The sequence below is a fragment of the Salinirubellus salinus genome (assembly GCF_025231485.1).
GTDB classification, from domain to species: Archaea; Halobacteriota; Halobacteria; order Halobacteriales; family Haloarculaceae; genus Salinirubellus; species Salinirubellus salinus.
On sequence record NZ_CP104003.1, the window covers coordinates 2,540,427 to 2,557,576 of the forward strand.

Annotated in this window: 16 protein-coding genes and 1 tRNA gene; 12 read left to right on the forward strand and 5 right to left on the reverse strand. The window is 69.5% G+C overall.

Features of this window, described 5'->3' with window-relative positions:
* Positions 1-40: 40 nt before the first annotated feature.
* Positions 41-883, forward strand: coding sequence for a DUF5995 family protein (locus N0B31_RS13545; protein ID WP_260592158.1), 843 nt, complete (start codon positions 41-43; stop codon positions 881-883).
* A 4-nt stretch (positions 884-887) separates the two neighbouring features.
* Here N0B31_RS13545 and N0B31_RS13550 read toward each other — a convergent pair whose 3' ends face one another.
* Positions 888-1,145, reverse strand: coding sequence for a hypothetical protein (locus N0B31_RS13550; protein ID WP_260592159.1), 258 nt, complete (start codon positions 1,143-1,145; stop codon positions 888-890).
* A 116-nt stretch (positions 1,146-1,261) separates the two neighbouring features.
* Between N0B31_RS13550 and N0B31_RS13555 the strand changes: the two genes are divergently transcribed.
* Positions 1,262-1,594, forward strand: coding sequence for an amphi-Trp domain-containing protein (locus N0B31_RS13555; RefSeq protein ID WP_260592160.1), 333 nt, complete (start codon positions 1,262-1,264; stop codon positions 1,592-1,594).
* 6 nt (positions 1,595-1,600) lie between these two features.
* Here N0B31_RS13555 and N0B31_RS13560 read toward each other — a convergent pair whose 3' ends face one another.
* Positions 1,601-2,017, reverse strand: coding sequence for a DoxX family protein (locus tag N0B31_RS13560; protein ID WP_260592161.1), 417 nt, complete (start codon positions 2,015-2,017; stop codon positions 1,601-1,603).
* Between the two features lie 271 nt (positions 2,018-2,288).
* Here N0B31_RS13560 and N0B31_RS13565 point away from each other — a divergent pair, with 271 nt between their 5' ends.
* From N0B31_RS13565 to N0B31_RS13580, 4 genes are read left to right on the forward strand one after another with little or no spacing between them, the layout of a single operon-like run.
* The gene (locus tag N0B31_RS13565; RefSeq protein ID WP_260592162.1) at positions 2,289-3,830 is read left to right on the forward strand and encodes an ABC transporter substrate-binding protein; all 1,542 of its coding nucleotides are present in this window, start codon (positions 2,289-2,291) and stop codon (positions 3,828-3,830) included.
* A 39-nt stretch (positions 3,831-3,869) separates the two neighbouring features.
* Positions 3,870-4,865 (forward strand): carbohydrate ABC transporter permease, encoded by a 996-nt coding sequence (locus N0B31_RS13570; protein WP_260592163.1) that lies wholly within the window; start codon positions 3,870-3,872, stop codon positions 4,863-4,865.
* Positions 4,862-5,740, forward strand: a complete 879-nt coding sequence (locus tag N0B31_RS13575) for a carbohydrate ABC transporter permease (RefSeq protein ID WP_260592164.1) — start codon at positions 4,862-4,864, stop codon at positions 5,738-5,740. Before N0B31_RS13570 ends, N0B31_RS13575 begins: the two co-directional genes overlap by 4 nt.
* Positions 5,737-6,864 carry an ABC transporter ATP-binding protein gene (locus N0B31_RS13580; RefSeq protein ID WP_260592165.1) on the forward strand — a complete coding sequence of 376 codons (1,128 nt, stop codon included), beginning with the start codon at positions 5,737-5,739 and terminating at the stop codon, positions 6,862-6,864. Before N0B31_RS13575 ends, N0B31_RS13580 begins: the two co-directional genes overlap by 4 nt.
* A gap of 9 nt (positions 6,865-6,873) precedes the next feature.
* Here N0B31_RS13580 and N0B31_RS13585 read toward each other — a convergent pair whose 3' ends face one another.
* Positions 6,874-7,386, reverse strand: a complete 513-nt coding sequence (locus N0B31_RS13585; RefSeq protein ID WP_260592166.1) for an RDD family protein — start codon at positions 7,384-7,386, stop codon at positions 6,874-6,876.
* A 72-nt stretch (positions 7,387-7,458) separates the two neighbouring features.
* On the opposite strand from N0B31_RS13585, the gene N0B31_RS13590 reads away from it, so the two are divergent.
* On the forward strand, positions 7,459-7,683 hold the full coding sequence (locus N0B31_RS13590) for a hypothetical protein (protein WP_260592167.1): 225 nt from the start codon (positions 7,459-7,461) through the stop codon (positions 7,681-7,683).
* An 81-nt stretch (positions 7,684-7,764) separates the two neighbouring features.
* Here the strand turns inward: N0B31_RS13590 and N0B31_RS13595 are convergent.
* Positions 7,765-7,838 (reverse strand) — tRNA-Phe (locus tag N0B31_RS13595).
* Between the two features lie 219 nt (positions 7,839-8,057).
* Between N0B31_RS13595 and N0B31_RS13600 the strand changes: the two genes are divergently transcribed.
* On the forward strand, positions 8,058-9,623 hold the full coding sequence (locus tag N0B31_RS13600) for an ArnT family glycosyltransferase (protein WP_260592168.1): 1,566 nt from the start codon (positions 8,058-8,060) through the stop codon (positions 9,621-9,623).
* A gap of 18 nt (positions 9,624-9,641) precedes the next feature.
* Here N0B31_RS13600 and N0B31_RS13605 read toward each other — a convergent pair whose 3' ends face one another.
* Positions 9,642-11,513: a PINc/VapC family ATPase gene (locus N0B31_RS13605; protein WP_260592169.1), complete on the reverse strand. Its 1,872-nt coding sequence runs from the start codon at positions 11,511-11,513 to the stop codon at positions 9,642-9,644.
* A gap of 119 nt (positions 11,514-11,632) precedes the next feature.
* Here N0B31_RS13605 and N0B31_RS13610 point away from each other — a divergent pair, with 119 nt between their 5' ends.
* The 4 genes from N0B31_RS13610 to N0B31_RS13625 are packed head-to-tail and all read left to right on the forward strand — an operon-like array spanning position 11,633 to position 17,100.
* Positions 11,633-12,052, forward strand: a complete 420-nt coding sequence (locus tag N0B31_RS13610; protein ID WP_260592170.1) for a DUF7522 family protein — start codon at positions 11,633-11,635, stop codon at positions 12,050-12,052.
* The gene (locus N0B31_RS13615; protein WP_260592171.1) at positions 12,049-13,182 is read left to right on the forward strand and encodes a M20 family metallopeptidase; all 1,134 of its coding nucleotides are present in this window, start codon (positions 12,049-12,051) and stop codon (positions 13,180-13,182) included. The genes N0B31_RS13610 and N0B31_RS13615 overlap by 4 nt, the downstream gene beginning before the upstream one ends.
* 60 nt (positions 13,183-13,242) lie before the next feature.
* On the forward strand, positions 13,243-15,540 hold the full coding sequence (locus N0B31_RS13620) for an outer membrane protein assembly factor BamB family protein (RefSeq protein ID WP_260592172.1): 2,298 nt from the start codon (positions 13,243-13,245) through the stop codon (positions 15,538-15,540).
* A 57-nt stretch (positions 15,541-15,597) separates the two neighbouring features.
* Positions 15,598-17,100: a carboxypeptidase M32 gene (locus tag N0B31_RS13625; RefSeq protein WP_260592173.1), complete on the forward strand. Its 1,503-nt coding sequence runs from the start codon at positions 15,598-15,600 to the stop codon at positions 17,098-17,100.
* The last annotated feature ends 50 nt before the right edge of the window (positions 17,101-17,150 follow it).

The following is a 17,150-nucleotide window of genomic DNA, read 5'->3' on the forward strand; positions in this document are numbered from 1 at the left end:
CGAGAAACGGTTATCCCGGCCGGCGTCCTCCGACCGTCCGATGCGAGAGACGTTCCGGGAGGGCCGACTCACGACTCGCGCGCTCCGGCGCGGGGTCCGGACACACCCCGGTGAGACGTACGCCGGCGGTGGCGACCCGGCGTTGCTCGACCTCGTCACCGAGCCGTTCGACGGCGTCGCCGACACGCGCGAGCGACTGCTGGCGCTGGAGCGGGCGCTCCGCGAGCGCGAGGACGGCCGGGCGGCGTTCCTGACCGTCTACGCCCGCGTGACGAGTGCCGTCGAGGCGGGCGTCGACGACGGTCGGTTCGCCGACCCCCACTGGGTCGCCCGCTACCTCGTCGCGTTCGCCGACCACTACCGGCGGGCGTTCGACGCGTTCGAGCGCGGTGACCTGCGGCGGGTGCCCGACCCGTGGCAACTGGCGTTCGACCGGGCGTGCTCGCCCGACACGCTCGTCCTGCAGGACGTCCTCCTCGGTGTCAACGCGCACGTCAACTACGACCTCGCGCTGGCGCTGCACGACGTCGGTATCGACCCGGAGCGGCCGCGAAAGCGGGCCGACCACCGGGCCATCAACGAGACGCTGGCGTCGCTCGTCGACGAGGAGCAGGAGCTGCTCGCGGCCCGCTACGCCCCCGGTATCGCCGACATCGACGCCTCGCTCGGACGGCTGGACGAGGCGCTCTCGATGTTCACGCTGCGACAGGGCCGGCGCCACGCGTGGCGTGGGGCGGTGGCGCTCTCGCTCGGGCGGCGGGTCGAACGGCCGGTGAAGTGGACGCTGAACGCCGTCTCGCTCGGGACGGCGAGCGCCGTCCTCGCGCCGACGTGGGACGAGCGGGTCGCCGCCCGACTCCGGGCGGCCGAACGCGGTGCCTGACGAGTCAGGCCGGCACCAGCAGCCGCCACTTGCCCGATTCCTTCCAGACGAACCGGTCGGGGAGCGCGTCGAACAGCTCCTCGACGCCCGCGTACTCCACGGAGGCGAACGTCGCCAGCACGTTCAGGTTCCCCCCGTGTGGGTTCGCGAGGAACGCCTCCACCGCGTCGCGTTCGTGTCGTTCGAGGCCAGCCAGCAGCCCCACCGTGGCGGCCGTCCCCATCCGCGTCATCTCCAACCCCTTCGTCACTAGCTGGAACATACCACACCAGACGGCTATCCCCGACTAAATAGTTGTGTCGCGTTCGCGCACGAGACGCCACCAGCTCCGGGACGTCGACCGTGAGTTTTCCCGACTGCGAGCCCTATCCCGGCGCGATGACGGACGACAGCACACCCGAAGACGCGGAGACGAAGACGAGCGAGCCAGCCGACGAGTCGCCGGAGCGGACGCTCATCCGCTCCGGTCGCGACTTCGAACAGGAGTACCGGGTGAGCGCCGCCGAGGCCGGCGAGTTCCTCGTGAAACTCGGCGAGCAGCTGCAGGCGGGCGACGAACTCACCCTCCGGACCGACGAGTGGGAACTGCCGTTCCGGTTCGGCGAACCCGTGGAACTGGAGGTGGACTACGAGGGCGTCGGCGAACCGGAGCTGGAGATCGAGGTGGAGATTCCCGGTCGGAGCGACGAAGAGGCGCCCGACGTGGTCTGAGCGCGGTCAGTCCTCGTCCTCGCCGGTGTACCACCACGCCCACGCGATCAGAACGGCCTGTAGCGGTAGCCGCGCCCAGAGCGCCGCGTCGGGGGCCTCGCGCAGGAACTCGGGCGCCCCCGAGAGGTCCGGGTCGCCGACGGCCATGTAGACGTTCGCGGGGAAGACGGCCAGCAGGGTCACCACCAGCCCCCACGCCGAGACCCGACGGGTCCGCTCGAACAGCACACCGAGCCCGAAGCCCGCCTCCATCACGCCCGTGAGGTAGACGAGCGTGCGCTTCGCCGGGAGCTGTGGTGGGACGACGCGTTCGTAGGCGTCCGGCACGACGAAGTGGAGGACGCCGGCGACGACGTAGGTGAGTCCCATCGCGTACCGGAGCGGGGAACGGAGGCGTGCGAGCGGACCGGGGGAGTCTCCCATCGAGCGGGGAGTCGCCCGGTGGCGCAAAGAGCGTTGTCCCGGCCATCGCCGGCGGCTCGTCGGGAGCCCGGACGAGCCGCGTGCGGGACCGGCCGAGACCGGCGCGACGCGACGTGAGCACGGACACTTCCGGTCGTACGGTGTCGAACGACACTGGCGAAACAACGGTAGCCGGGGCCGCAGAACCGCTTTACGGTGGTAAGCAGACTATCGCGTTATTAAAACACTATGGCATACATTTATGACGCTCCGATAGTCAGTACGGGTGACAATGGTTGACAACCAGCAAGACGTGGTGCCGGACGACATCGACGACGAGTGGTCGCTGAGCAGACGGCGGGCACTGGCTACGGCAGCGGCACTCGGTGTGTCCGGGCTCGCGGGCTGTACTGGCGGCAACGACGACGGTGGTGGCGGCGGCGATAACGACGGTGACGGTGGCGGTGACGACGGTGGCGGTGGCGGTGACGACGGTGACGGCGACGGCGGTGACACGGAGGCGCCCGGTGGTGAGTTCCTCTTCCTCACGGACTACAACAACGAGGCGTGGCAGGCGAAGTGGGAGGACAACCTCGTCCCCGCGTTCGAGGACCAGTCGAACTACGAGGTACGGATGGAGTACTCGGGGTTCTCCGGCAGTCAGGAGAACCGGCTGGCGAACCTCGTCCAGTCGGGTGACCCGCCCGCACTCCAGTCCTCGACGTTCGAGCAGGTCGGTGACCTGTGGGCCTCGGGCCAGCTCTCGAACGTCGGCGACGTGGTGGCGGCCGCCGAGGAGACCAGCGGCGAACTCATCGGCCGGCCGTACCACGAGGGCGAGGACTACTGGGAGTTCCCCCACGGCGCGTACGTCGGGACGTTCATGTACCGGACCGACGTGTACGACGAACTCGGGCTAGAGGTCCCCACCTCGTTCCAGGGGGTCCTCGAGAACGCCCGCATCATCGACGAGTCCGACCTCGACATCCGGGGGTACGGGCTGGCCGGCTCGAAGGTGGGGAAGGCCCACGACGAGTTCCAGACCTACCTCGCGAACATGGGGGTGAGCGAACTCCGGTTCGTGAACCCGGACGCGGAGAACCTCGCCGAGGCGGAGGTCGAGGTCTGGTTCCCGGAGGAGGAGATCGTCACGTTGCTGGAGTTCCAGAAGGAGCTCTCGCAGTACTCCCCGGACCCGACCGGCATCGGCTGGGGGAGCTCCATCCGGAACTACATCGGCGGGCAGTTCGCCCAGCAGTACCACCTGAACTCCTGGCCGGCGGGCGCCGCGGCCGGCGCCGGCGTCGACGCCATCGCGGAGAACACCGCCGTCGCGCCGATGCCGCTCTGGGAGGAGGGTGGCATCACCAAGGAGGACTCGATGCTGTCGAACCCGACGATGGACGGCCACCACCTGTTCGAGGAGGCCACCGCCCGCGAGGGCGGCCGCAGGTTCCTCGAGTTCCTCTACGCCGACGACCAGGAGCGTGGCGCCCGGATGTACGAGACCGAGCCGACCCGGTTCCTGCCCGCCTACGGCGACATCATCACCTCGGAGACGTTCGAGAGCTACCAGCTGTTCCAGGACTACCCGAACCTGCTCGAGAACCTCCAGCAGGTCTCGAACGAGATCCTGCCGGAGTACTACGGGAACAGCGACATGCCGGGCGTGCTCGCCAACAGCCCCATCGGCGTCTACTACTACCGGTTCTTCCACCAGGCGGAGATGGTGAACCAGGTCGTCACGGACACCGCGACGCCGCAGGAGGCCTACGAGTTCGGACTGAACCGCGCGGAGGAGATCGTCGCCGAGGCACGCGATCAGATGCGATGAACGCGATGAGCCGGGAACCAGTGACACGGAGGTGGTGCCGTGGCTAGCGAGACGCTGGAGGGCGGCGAGACGCCGGGGCTGTCGCTGGATCGCCTGCCCGTCTCCTCGGAGACACTGCTGGGTATCGCGACCATCCTCCCGGTCATCCTGCTGTACCTCGTCATCTCCATCATCCCGGTCGGGTTCGCGGTGTGGGCCTCGTTCCACGAGATACCGCTGTTGAACCCGCAGTGGACGTGGGTCGGCCTCGGGAACTACGCCGAGGTGCTCGGGAGCCTGCCGGCGTTCGTCGACGCGCTCTCGACCGAGGGGCTGAGCGCACTCTCGCAGGGCGGGTTCTGGGAGTCGCTCGTCCGCGGCGTGCTGTTCATGGTCGGGAGCACGCTCGTCCAGCTCGTCGTCGGGCTGTGGATGGCGCTGACGCTCAACCGCATCGCGCACGGCCAGCGCATCATCACCGCGGTGGTGTTCACGTCGTACCTCATCCCGACCATCGTCGTGACGCTGCTCGCGCTGTTCATGTTCGACACGTTCTACGGCGTCTTCCACGTCATCGGCTCCGAGTGGCTGAGCATCTGGGGGCCCAACGACTTCGCGCTGGGACAGAAGGACCTCGCGATGCCGCTGGTCGTCCTCATCGGGTCGTGGAAGTTCTCCGTGTTCATCACCATCTTCACCCTCGCACAGCTCCGTTCCATCCCGGAGCGGTTCTACGAGGCGGCGAAGGTGTGTGGCGCGAACAAGTGGGAGATGTTCCGCGACGTGACCCTGCCCCGGATACAGGGTGTCATCCTCGTCGCCGTCCTGTTGCGGTCGATCTTCATGTTCAACAAGTTCGACCTCATCTGGACGCTGACGCAGGGCGGTCCCGGCTACGCGACGACGACGCTACCCGTGCTCGCCTACCGTGAGGCGTTCGAGGCGAGCAACTACGGCGTCTCGAACGCGATGGCCGTGGTCATGTTCCTGTTCCTCGCGCTGGGCGGGATCACCTACTTCAAGATGTTCAACCCGGGCGACGAGGTGGAGACGTGAGCACCGACACCGACCACGACGACATCCGCGGCGTGTTCGGCGTCGACTTCCGGACCGCCGACAGACTGTATCAGGGCACGCTGGTCGCCAGCGCGGCGATGTTCTTCGTCCTGATCATGTTCCCCATCTACTGGATGCTCCAGAGTTCGCTGAAGACCCGCGAGGCACGCCGTGCCGTCTCGTGGGTCCCCAGCGCGGAGACGTTCACGCTGGAGCACTACGACGTGTTGCTGGGGACGGACGTCGGCCTCTACCTGTTCAACAGCGCGGTGGTGACACTCGGGACCATCATCTGCGTGGTCGCGGTGTCGCTCGTCGCGGGGTACGGCCTCGCCCGCCTGAACTTCGGGCACAAGGAGAACTTCGCCCGCTTCCTCCTGTTCGGGTACATGTTCAGTCCCATCGTGCTGGGGCTGCCGCTGTACCTCATCTGGAAGGAGATCGGGCTGCTGAACACGCGCGTCGGGCTCATCATCGCGCTGACGGCCATCTCGATGCCGTTCTCGGTGTGGCTGATGTGGAAGTACATCCAGACCATCCCCGAGGCGATGGAGGAGTCGGCGTGGGTCGCCGGCGCCTCGCGCTGGGAGTCGTTCCGGGACATCATCGTCCCGCAGACCCAGCCGGCCATCATCGCGGCGGCGCTGTTCGCGTTCGCGCTGGCGTGGAACGACTTCACGTTCGCGCAGATCCTCCTGCCGCGCAACGAGGCGACGACGTTCGCGCCGGGCATCTTCCGGCTCATCAACCAGGGGTACGGTGCCCCGTGGGGCGACGCACTCGCCGCGTCCATGCTGACGACGGTACCGCCCCTGCTGTTCGCGTATTTCCTGCAGAGTTACCTGCTGAAAGGCTTCCAGATTCGCTCACTATGACAGTCCAGCTAGACGACGTAACGCGGGTGTTCGGCGACGGCGGCGAGCAGGTCGTCGCCGTCGACGGTATCGACCTGACCATCGAGGACGGCGAGTTCGTCACGCTCGTCGGTCCCTCCGGCTGTGGGAAGACGACGACGCTCCGGTGTGTGTCCGGACTCGACACCCCCACCGGCGGGACCATCACCTTCGGCGACCGGGACGTGACGGACCTCCCGCCACAGCAGCGCGACATCGCCCTACTGTTCCAGGACATCGCGCTCTACCCGCACATGAGCGTGCGGGACAACATGGCCTACGGGCTGAAGATCGCGGGGGAGCCGAAGTCCAGGCGCTACGAGAAGGTGCAGGACGCCGCCGAGTTGCTCCAGATAACCGACCAGCTGGACAAGAGTCCCGCGAGCCTCTCGGGCGGCCAGCAACAGCGCGTGGCGCTGGGCCGTTCGCTGGTGCGTGACCCGACGGTGTTCCTCTTCGACGAGCCGATGAGCGACCTCGACGCGAAGTTGAAGCGCGAACTCCGGCCGGTCGTGGAGCAGGTGACCGAACAGATCGGCTGTCCGGTGCTGTACGTCACCCACGACCAGGAGGAGGCGATGACGCTCTCGGACCGCGTCGCGGTGATGAACGACGGGAACCTGGAGCAGGTCGGCAAGCCGAAGGCGGTGTACGACGACCCGGCGACGGAGTTCGTCGCGAGCTTCATCGGCCAGCCGACGACCCAGCTGTTCGACGCCGAGGTGGCTGCGGGCGAGACCGACGACGAGTACGTCGTCACGGTCGGCGAGCACGCGTACACCATCGAGCGGCCGAGCGGCGAACTCGACGAGCACGTCGGCGACCCCATCCGCCTCGGCGTACGGCCCCAGTACATCGAGGTGGTCGACGCGGACAGCGGTATCCCGGCGACCCACCTGCTCGACGAGCCACTCGGGGACGCCACCCACAGTTTCTTCGAGACCGAGTTCGGCGAGGTGACCGTCGTCACCCACGCCGACTTCGAGGGCGAGAAGGCCGACTACGGCCTCGACGTCGACCCGGAGCAGGTGATGCTGTTCGACCCGGGGACCGGCCGGCAGGTCGGCTCCTCGACCGCCGTTCGGCGGAAGAAGTACGGCGGCTAGCGGTCGCGGTCACCGGATCCTGACGACGACGGTCCGGGCGACCCGGTCGCCCACCCGTCTCCCACGACTCGAGAGGAGCGCACTGGCGAGACCGACCACGAGCGGGGGTACCCCGAGGTAGTCGACGTAGCGCAGGAGGTTCCGGGTCGCCGCTGCGAGCGCCGGGCACGGCTCACCGTCGTCGGTGACCGTGACGAGACCGCGCCACACCTTCCCCGGCGTGCGGGCGTAGCGCCACTCGAAGGCGAACGAGTAGGTGACCACGAGGGGCCCGAGGGCGAGCAGGGTGACGGGCAGGAACAGCGGCGACTCCCCGAACAGCCCCGCGGTGAGCGTGTCGAGGGCGAACACGAGCGGCGCCTCGACGACGAACAGACAGACGAGCAGGTCGAACAGCGCCGCGAGCCCCCGGTCCCAGAGAACGCCGCGCTCGCCGGCGGTGTCGAGGGCCGGCGCCGGCGGTTCGCTGGTCGGGTAGAGCGACAGCACCCGACTCGACCACGCCTCCGTCGTGTCCGCCATTGCTCCCGAGACACCCGCGCCGGTAATGAGACTGTCCCAAAACGTTACGAGGGGCGGGACGGTGGTGTGAGTATGTCCAACAGTGCCACACCCTCCTCGGCCGCGGCCGATCGGAACCCGGTCACGCGACTCGTCGCGCTCCGGTGGAAACACGCGCTCGTCACGTTCGTCGTCGGGACCACGACGTACGCGCTGTACGAGGTGGGTGGCTGGACCGTCGACACGGCTCTGTTCGGAATCGTGACGCTGGCCATCGTCGCCTACAGCGCGGCGACGTACCGGAGCGACGTGCGCTGAGTCGGACAGCAAGCGTCGGGGACAGCCCGATATTCAGTCGAGTGCGGAAGCTCTTCGAACGAGAATCGTGTGGCAGCAGGATGCCGCCTCCCCGATTTGAACGGGGGACAGCCCGATCTTCAGTCGAGTGCTCTCCCAGGCTGAGCTAAGGCGGCGCAGCCTCAACGAGGCCGGTGACTCAAAAAAGGATTCCGGTTCGAATCGCGCGGGGGCGCGTCCCCACCTGTTCTCCTGGCCACACGCGAGTCACCACTAATCGGTTCTTAATTCCCGGTATTGCCCGAGTAACGAAGCCGCCTTCCGGACAGTGTCGTTTGTATGAACAGTCTATCGTACTGGGTCGACGAAGACCGGGGTCGGGACGGGGGGGAGTCGTGACGGGGTCACGGACTGCGGCGGTACTCGGACTGATGAAGGCGAACGCGACGAGACTCTACGTCGCGCTGTTCGTCCTGTTCGCCGGCGTGTTACCGCTCGTGTTCTTCCGGATGCCGCTGCACTTCGACGAGGCACTGTTCCTCGTCATCGGCGACCAGTGGGCCAACGGCATCCTGCCGTTCACCGGCATCGCGGACCACAAGCCGCCGGGGATCTACTTCCTCGCGTACCTCGCGGAGTACGTCACGGAGTACCCGCACTTCCTGATGCGCATCGTCACGTTCCTCACCGTCGCGGTGACGGGCGTGCTCGTCTACCTCGTCGGTCGGAAGATCGCCACTCGCACGGTCGGGATGGTCGCGAGCCTCCTCTACCTGCTGGCGACGTACATGCCCCACTTCGACGGGTACTTCTTCATCACCGAGCCGTACTCGAACCTCACCATCGCCCTCGCGGCGCTGCTGTTGCTCTCCGACCGACGGTCGTACGATGCCGTCGCAGGCGCCTCCCTCGCGGTGGGCGTGCTGTTCAACCAGACCGTCTTCCTGTTCGGGCTGGCGTTCATCGTCTTCCGCGCGCTCCTGGTGCGTGACCCGGCCAACCGGACCCGCGAGTACCTCGTCGGGACGGCCGAGCGGTTCCTCACCATCGGCGCGGGGTTCCTCGTCCCCATCGGCGTGACCGCGGCGTACTTCTGGGTGAACGGCCTGCTCTACGAGCTGTTCTACTACTCGTTCTACCTGCCGGCCACGTCGTACAGCCCGCCGTTCCACCTCTACGGCCACATCGTCGCGGCCGTGAGCCTCGCGCCCATCTGGCTGCTGGCCGTCGCGGTCATCGCCCAGGAGGGCTACCGGGTCCTGAAGGGGACCGTCGAGCGACACGGGAGCGCCGACGTCCTGTTCGTCGCCTGCTGGGCGCTGTTCATCGGCTACCCCGGTGCGACGAGCTTCGTGGGCGACCACAAGCTCCTGTTCAGTTTCCCCGCAGTCGGACTGCTGGCCGCCATCGGGCTCCAGCGCGCCTACGCGGCGTTCGCCACGCCCGACGGCTCGCTCTCGCTGACCTCGGCACCCCGGCGCGGGACCCCCGGCTCCGGCTCCATCTCCCTCCTGGCGGTGGTGCTGGCCGGGTTCGTGCTGCTGAGCGCGGTGAGCGCCGGCTTCAACGTCTACTACGCCAACAACCGCCTCGCCCACGACATCGACGGCGAGAAGGCGAAGGTCGACGAGGTCGCCGCGTACGTCCACGACGGCGCCGTGTTCACCTACCCGTCCCCGCAGTCGATGCTCTACTACCACAACGACAGCATCACCCCCGTGGCCACGTTCGCCACCGTCTACGACGAGGCGACACGGAAGGAGATGGTCGCCGACGTGGACGAACAACAGGCGCCGTACCTCGTGGTCCGGAACAACCACGTCGCCCCCGACGGCCACATCTACGGCGACAAGGACCTCTACTTCAGGGAGCAGAAGGCCATCCTCGTCGCGTACCTGAACGAGAACTACGAGCCGTTCGAGACGACCGAGACGTGGACCATCTACCGGCGGACCGGCTGAACGCGGCTGACCGCTGGGCTACTGCGGTGCGACGGTGATCTGCCGACCCCGGTCGATGGCGTCCTCCAGTTCCTCGGCGATGGCCGACCCGCGCGAGACCTGGATCTCGCCGCCGCGGGAGACCGTCGCGGTGAACAGGTACTCGCCGCCGGCCCGGACCTCGACGGTCTCGCCGGAGTGGCCCTCGAACGGGACGATGACGTGTCGCGAGGTTATCTCGGGCGTGACGATCTGGCCCGACGGGGCGCTGCCACCGGACCCGCCGGCGGAGCCACCGCCCCCGCCACCCGCACGCCGGCCGGGGTGCTCGTCGAACGTCCGCACGTCGATGTCGATGCCGAGTCGGTCCTCGATGTCGGTGATGCGGCCGCCACCTTTCCCGATGACGTAGGAGATGTCACCCTCCTCGACGTAGACGACGGCGGTGTTCCCCCCTTTCAGTTCCACGTCGACCTTGCCGCGGGCGACGGACTTGATCTCGCGCTCGATCTCGTTCTTCGCGAGGCGGTCGACGCCCGAGTCGGCCGGTCCGCCCTCGTCGTCGTGCAGCGGCACGGTGACGACCTGCCGGTTGAACGTGTATATCTCGTAGGCGGGTTCGCCGGTCTCGAACTCCGAGATGACGACGACCGGGCGCGCGAGGTCCTCCTGCATCAGCCCGTGGGGGACCTTCACCTCGGTCGTGACGTCGTAGACGGTGTGGACCTGGCCGGCCTCGATGTAGACGACGGTGTCGACGACCTGCGGGATCATCCCGAGTTCGACCCGGCCGACGAGTCGCTGGAGGGCGTCGATGGCGCGGGTCGCGTGGACGACGCCGATCATCCCGACGCCGGCGAGGCGCATGTCGGCGAACGTTCGGAAGTCGCTGGTCTTGCGGACCTCGTCGTAGATGGTGTAGTCCGGCCGGACCATCAGCAGGGAGTCGGCGGTGTTCTCCATCGACCCGCCGAGTTCCGTGTACTGGGTGATGTTCGGGCCGACCTGCAGGTCGCGCGGTTTCTCCATCGTCTTGACCGCGTAGTCGGAGTCCGCGAGGAACTCGGCGATGGCCTGCGCGAACGTGGACTTCCCGGCGCCGGGCGCGCCGGAGATGAGGACGCCGCGCTGCTGTTCGGCCACCCGGTCGCGGAGTTCGTCGGCCATCTGGTAGTCGTCGAGGTCCGTCTTGACGATGGGCCGGACGGCCGTTATCTCGATGCCGTCCGAGAAGGGGGGCCGAGCGATGGCGATGCGCATGTCGCGGAACTGGATGATGCGCATCCCCGGCTGGTCGAGTTCGACGAACCCGTCGGGGGAGCGCCGGGTGGACTCCTCGATGTCGTGGGCCCACTCCTTCATCTCGGCCTCCGTGGCGGGTTCCTCGCGGATGGTCTCGTAGTGCATATCGCCGATGTCCCCCCGCTTCGCCATCGGGCCGACGCCGGTCTTCAGGTGGAGGCTCATCGTCGTCTCGTCGAGGAACGATTCGATGGCGAGTTCGCCGACCTCGCTCACCTCGGCCTCCACGTACTCGACGGCGATACCCTTCGCACGGGCCACCTCGGCCTGCACGGCGTCGCTGGTGAGGAGGGTGGCGTCGTACTCGGCGGCCACGTCACGGATGACGGCGTCGATGTCACCCTCGTGGGCAGCGCCGATCTCGTCGCTCGTCGGGCGTCGCCCGACGTACTCGACGGTCAGGTCGCCGGCGTCGTGGCGGTCGGCGAGCCGTCGCAGCTCCGAGAGGCCGTCCCAGCCGCTCTCGCGGCCCTCGTTGGCCTGTGACTCCAGCTCACTCACGACCGCCTCGGGGACGTAGACGGTCTCGATGGGGTCCCCGTCGCCCCGCTCGTGTCGTTCGGACACGCGGCCGTCGACGACCGCGCTCGTGTCCGGGACGATATCCATACCTGCGATTGGGTGGCCCGCCCTTTAAAGGGCGTGATGGGGCGAGAGGACGGAACTCCACCGGCCTCGCTACCGGAGCCGACGGCAGGCTTATACGCGCTCGGCGGGAGGTTCGGCCGATGGACGAGACGGCCGAGGGGACGCTCACGGCGCGCTGTCGGGAGGCGTTCGGGGACGAACTCAGACTCGCGTTCTGGTACTCGACGACCGGGGGGAAGATAGACTGGGGCGTGCTCCACTTCCGCGAGGACGTCCGCGAGGCGTGGGGCGACGCCGACGAGGCACGGACGAAGGCCGCGCAGGTCATCAACGACATGAGCCTCGACCGGCCGGGTGACGCCCACTACGAGCGGGTCCACTCCGCCGGCGACCTGCTCTGTACCACCCGCGTGTTCGAGGAGGCCATCGCCATGCACGTCGGCGCCGGGGACCACGGTCTCATCGTCAGCTACGACCCCATGGCCGAGGTCGACCAGTACGGCTTCGTCACGGACGCCCACGAACTGCTCACCGGGGCCGACCGGGCGGCCCAGCCGTGACCCGCCGAAGCGACCGGTCGGAGCGCTCGGACGCGACGCGCGAGGAGCTGGCCGACCTGACGACGGCCCTCGTCTCGGTCCCGAGCCACGAGGACGAGACGGCCGCCGGCGACGCCATCGAGTCGTGGCTCCGCGAGGAGACCGACGCCCGCGTCGAACGTGACGACGTGGGCAACGTCCTCGCCCGCACGGGGGCGGGAGACCGCTCGCTCGCGCTCGTCGGCCACCACGACGTGGTCCCCCCGGACGAGTCGCAGGTGACCGACGACGGCGGCTACGTCGTCGAGGAACGCGACGGCCGTATCTACGGCCGTGGTGCTGCGGACATGAAGGGCGCCGTTGCGGCCGCGATGCTGGCCCTGCGCGACGCCACGCCGCCAGAGGGGACGGAACTCGTCTTCGCCTCCTTCGTCGGCGAGGAGGTCGGCGGCGTCGGCGCTCGCCACGCCATCGACGAGGGGTTCGCCCCCGACCACGCCATCGTCGCCGAGGGGTCGACGAACTACTCCGCGCCGGGCGTCACCGACGTGGTCGTCGCGCACAAGGGGCGGCGGGCCTCGACGCTCGTCGCCCACGGGAGCGCCGCCCACGCCTCGGAGCCGGAAGCCGGCGTCAACGCCGTCTACCGGGCCTGCGACGCCGTCGACCTCGTCCGTGACCTCGCACCACCCGAAGCGGAGGTGTTCGGCGAGCGCGTGGCGGGGAGCCTCGTCGTCACCGAGATCGACGGCGGGAGCGCGTGGAACGTCGTCCCCGAGCGCTGCGAGGTGACCATCGACGAGCGGACGGTCCCCGGCGACCGGGCCGACATCGGGTCGGTCGAGGCGGCCGTCGAGGGCGTCGAGTGGGTCGTCGAGCAGGACCTCCCGCCGATGGCGTGTTCGGACGAGGCGTTCGCCGACCGCGTGCTGGACGTGGCCCGCGAGGTGCAGACCGACGCCGACGCGACCCCGCAGCACGTCCTCAAGCCGCACGCGACCGACGCGGGGTGGCTGGCGGGGGCGGGGACCGCCTGCGTCGTCTGCGGCGCCTCCGAACCCGGCGAGGCACACACGAAGACGGAGTCGGTGTCGCTCGACGTGCTGGAGCGGTGTTACCGCGTCTACCGCGGCGTCGCGGACGGCCCGTAGACGACAGCGGTTCGCTGACCCTCCCGAAGACATACACCACGCCACCGACAGCCCTCGGCCATGGCAGACGAGTCGCCCCGCACGCGACGCGCCCTCCTCCGTTCCGTGGCCGCCGTGAGCGCCGGTGTCGGGCTCGCCGGGTGTAGCGAGTCCGACGGGACGCCGACCCCCGACCTCGGCACCCCGGCGCCCGTGCCCGGCACGCCGACCGACGACCCGGTGACCCCGACCGACAGCCCCGGCGCCGGCGACCTGCTGGGGCCGTGGCCGACCGCCCGTGGCGGTCCGCGGAACCACGGTCGCACGGTCGAACTCGGCCCCGAGGTCGACCCCACGGCCCACTGGCGTGCGACGGTCGACCTCGGGACGGCGCTCCGGGTCGCGGTGGGGCCCGACGGGCCCGTCGTCGCCCGCGAGGACGGCCTCGTCCGGGCCTACGACACCGAGGGGCGCGTCAGGTGGGAGCGTCGCCACGACGGGGGATTCGTCGCCGCCCCGGTCGTCGCCGACGACGGGACGGTGGTCCTGCCCGGCTTCGAGGGCGACGTGGTCGCCCGGAACCCGGACGGAAGCGAGCGCTGGCGGGTCGGGACGCCCGAGAGCCTGTTCACGCCCAACCTCAACGACGCGACGCCGCTCCGCGTCGCCGGCGACACGGTCGTCCTCGCCCACCCACACGGCCGGGTGTACGCGCGCTCGCTCGACGACGGCACCGAGCGGTGGACCGCGGAGACGGTCCGGCGGCCACACCGCCCGCAGGTGGCCGACGGCGCCCTCGTCCTGACGGGGAGCCAGCGCGACCCCGAGACGCCCGTGACCGTCGCGCTGTCGCTGGCCGACGGGAGCGAACGCTGGCGCCGCGAGGAGCGCGACACGCCGAAGGTCGGCGCCGGGGTCCACGACGGGGCCGTCGTCGTCGGTGACATCTCGGGCGGTGTCGTGGCCCGAGAGGCGGCCGACGGGAGCGAACGCTGGCGTGTCACCCTCCCCGACGAGCCGTGGGTGAGCACGATACCACGGCGTTTCGCCGGGCGCGTCTGGGTCGGTACCCTCCGGGCGGGCCTGTTCGCCACGGACGGCGAGACCGTCGAGCGGTTCGACGTCGACGTCGGGCCGACCCCGGCGGTCGGCGACGCACTCTACGTCGCTACCGACGCGGACGGCGTCGCGGGACGCTACCGGAGCGAGGTGGCCGCCCTCGACGGCGACGGCGCCGAGCGCTGGCGCCGGACGGTCCGCGGCCCGCCCGTGGGGCACCTCCGCGCCCGCGACGGCCGCGTCTGGGTCGGGACCGGGACGGGCGTGGTGGCCTCGTTCGGGACGGGTGGTGACCGGGCGTGGCGGGCGTTCGCCCGGCGGGACACGCTCCCCGAACCCGTCGTCGGTCCCCGCGGCGTCTACTGCGGCGAGCACGCCTCGTACGTCGAGGGCTACACGCTCCAGGACGGCGCCAGCCACCGCTGGGGGCTTGGGTTCGAGGGGAACGCACCCGCATCACCCGCCGTCACCGACCGGGGGGTGCTGGCCGGGAGCCGACGCGGCGAGGCGGCGCTGATGCCACGCCTCCCCGAGGCGGTGGCCGACCCGCCGGACGGCCGCCTCACCGTCACCCCCACGCCGGGGCCGGACACCACCCCGACCGCACACGTCGACCGGTTCCCGCCGGACCCGCGCTGGCGGCGCGACCTCGACGGCCCAGTCGGCTCCGTCGGCTACGGCTACCGCCGGGCCTTCGTCGGCGTCGGGACGCGCGTCGTCTCGCTCTCCCCGAGCGGCGAGACGCTGTGGCGGACCGACCTCGGTGAACCGGTCCGGGCCGTGCCCGCCGTCGACACGAGTATCTACGCGAGCACGACTGGTGGTGGACTGGTGTCGTTGAACCGCGGCCGTGGGAGCGAGCGCTGGTCGACCAGGGTGGGTGAGCGAGCGACCGCACCGGTCCTCGTCGAGCGTGGCGGGTCGGTGCTGGTCGGCACCGACCGGGGGCTCGTTTCGGTGGACAGCGGAGGGACCGTCCAGTGGCGTGTCGGGAACGGACGGGTCCACGGTGCCCCCGCGCTCGGCGGGAACGCCGTCTTCGTCGACGCTGGCGGGGTGGTTCGTTCCGTCTCGCGCACCGGCGAGGTGAACTGGCGGGCCGACCTCGGCACACCGGTCCGCGGCGCCCCCGCGCTCGGCCCCGAGCGGGTGTACGTCGGCGCCCGCGACGGCGTCCTCTACGCCCTCTCGAAGCGGGACGGGTCGACCGACTGGACCTACGACGTGGGCGAGTGGGTCGACGGGTCGCCCGTCCTCGCCCACGGCGCCGTGTTCGTCGTCGACGCGGCCGGTGGCCTGACCTGCGTCGTCGGCGAGTGACCACACGGCACCGCCGGTATCGCCACAATTCTTACCGCTCGCGTCACAGACACCGGTATGGCGACGGAACAGGGGCAACTCCCCGACGCGTACGACGAGGTCCTCGAGCAGTTCGCCCGGGTGACGTACCTGAGCGACGGCGGTAGCTACCTCAACTGGGACCAGGAGGTGATGATGCCCGACGACGGGACGCCCGCGCGGGCCAAGCAGCTCTCGACCATCTCCGGGGTCCACCACGACCTGCTGACCGACGACGTGGTCGCCGACGGCCTCGACGAACTGGACGAGTCGGAGCTCCCCCAGCCGCAGGCCGCCGAGGTCCGGGAGGTCCGCCGGCAGTACGACCGCGCCGCGAAGGTCCCGCGTGACCTCGTCGAGCGCATCTCCGAGGAGACCTCGAACGCCCTGCCCGTCTGGAAGGAGGCGAAGGCCGAGTCCGACTGGAGCACGTTCGCGCCGAAGGTCGAGACCCTGCTCGACCTCAAGCGCGAGTACGCCGAGCACATCGACCCGGACGCCGACCCGTACGCGGTGCTGTTCGCCGACTACGAGCCGTACCTCGACCTCTCGGTCGCCGAGGACGTGCTGACGACGCTGCGTGACGAACTCGTCCCGCTGATAGACGACATCAAGGCGAGCGACACCGAACTCGCGGACCCCTTCGACGGCGCGTACAGCGACGACACGCAGATGGCGCTCTGCCGGTCGCTGCTCGACACGCTCGGCTACGACTGGGACCGCGGCCGCATCGACGTGGCACCGCACCCGTTCTCGCTCGGCACGCAGTTCGACGCCCGCGTGACGACACGGTTCGACGAGGAGGACCCGGTGGGTGCCATCGGCTCGACCATCCACGAGTTCGGGCACGCCACCTACACGCTCGGGCTGCCGCAGGAGCACTACGGCTCCCCCCTCGGCCAGCACCGCGGCCTGACCGTCCACGAGTCGCAGTCCCGGCTGATGGAGAACCACGTCGGCCGCTCGCGGGCGTTCTGGGACCTCGTCACCGACGACGTGAACGACCACCTCGGCACCGAGGTCACGCCGCAGGCGGGGTACGAGGCGGCGAACCAGATCTACCCGGAGAACCGCATCCGCGTGGAGGCCGACGAACTCACCTACCACATGCACATCGTCCTCCGGTTCGAGATCGAGCGTGACCTGCTAGCGGGTGACCTCGACGTCGAGGAGGTCCCCGCCGTCTGGAACGAGAAGATGGAGGAGTACCTCGGTGTCACGCCCGACGACGACGCCGAGGGCTGCCTGCAGGACATCCACTGGTCGCACGGCTCGTTCGGCTACTTCTCGACGTACTCGCTCGGGAGCGTCCTCGCGGCACAGCTGTTCGCCGCCGCCGAGGACGACATCGCCGACCTCGACGGGAAGATACGGAACGGCGAGTTCGGCCCGCTCCACGACTGGCTGACCGAGAACGTCCACGCGCACGGCCAGCGCTACGAGACGAACGACCTCGTGAGGGAGGCGACGGGCAGCGGCTTCTCCGCCGACCCGTTCGTCGAGTACGCGACCGCGAAGTTCGGCGACCTCTACGATCTGTAGCTCCCGTCCCCGGCCCGTGCTTTGATTGTCGCCCCACGCCGTCGTGAACC

Coding starts and splice junctions, on each gene's coding strand:
- N0B31_RS13545 (WP_260592158.1), top strand. CDS start 41: ATGCGAGAGACGTTCCGGGAGGGCCGACTCACGACTCGCGCGCTCCGG.
- N0B31_RS13550 (WP_260592159.1), bottom strand. CDS start 1,145: ATGTTCCAGCTAGTGACGAAGGGGTTGGAGATGACGCGGATGGGGACG.
- N0B31_RS13555 (WP_260592160.1), top strand. CDS start 1,262: ATGACGGACGACAGCACACCCGAAGACGCGGAGACGAAGACGAGCGAG.
- N0B31_RS13560 (WP_260592161.1), bottom strand. CDS start 2,017: ATGGGAGACTCCCCCGGTCCGCTCGCACGCCTCCGTTCCCCGCTCCGG.
- N0B31_RS13565 (WP_260592162.1), top strand. CDS start 2,289: ATGGTTGACAACCAGCAAGACGTGGTGCCGGACGACATCGACGACGAG.
- N0B31_RS13580 (WP_260592165.1), top strand. CDS start 5,737: ATGACAGTCCAGCTAGACGACGTAACGCGGGTGTTCGGCGACGGCGGC.
- N0B31_RS13585 (WP_260592166.1), bottom strand. CDS start 7,386: ATGGCGGACACGACGGAGGCGTGGTCGAGTCGGGTGCTGTCGCTCTAC.
- N0B31_RS13590 (WP_260592167.1), top strand. CDS start 7,459: ATGTCCAACAGTGCCACACCCTCCTCGGCCGCGGCCGATCGGAACCCG.
- N0B31_RS13605 (WP_260592169.1), bottom strand. CDS start 11,513: ATGGATATCGTCCCGGACACGAGCGCGGTCGTCGACGGCCGCGTGTCC.
- N0B31_RS13610 (WP_260592170.1), top strand. CDS start 11,633: ATGGACGAGACGGCCGAGGGGACGCTCACGGCGCGCTGTCGGGAGGCG.
- N0B31_RS13620 (WP_260592172.1), top strand. CDS start 13,243: ATGGCAGACGAGTCGCCCCGCACGCGACGCGCCCTCCTCCGTTCCGTG.
- N0B31_RS13625 (WP_260592173.1), top strand. CDS start 15,598: ATGGCGACGGAACAGGGGCAACTCCCCGACGCGTACGACGAGGTCCTC.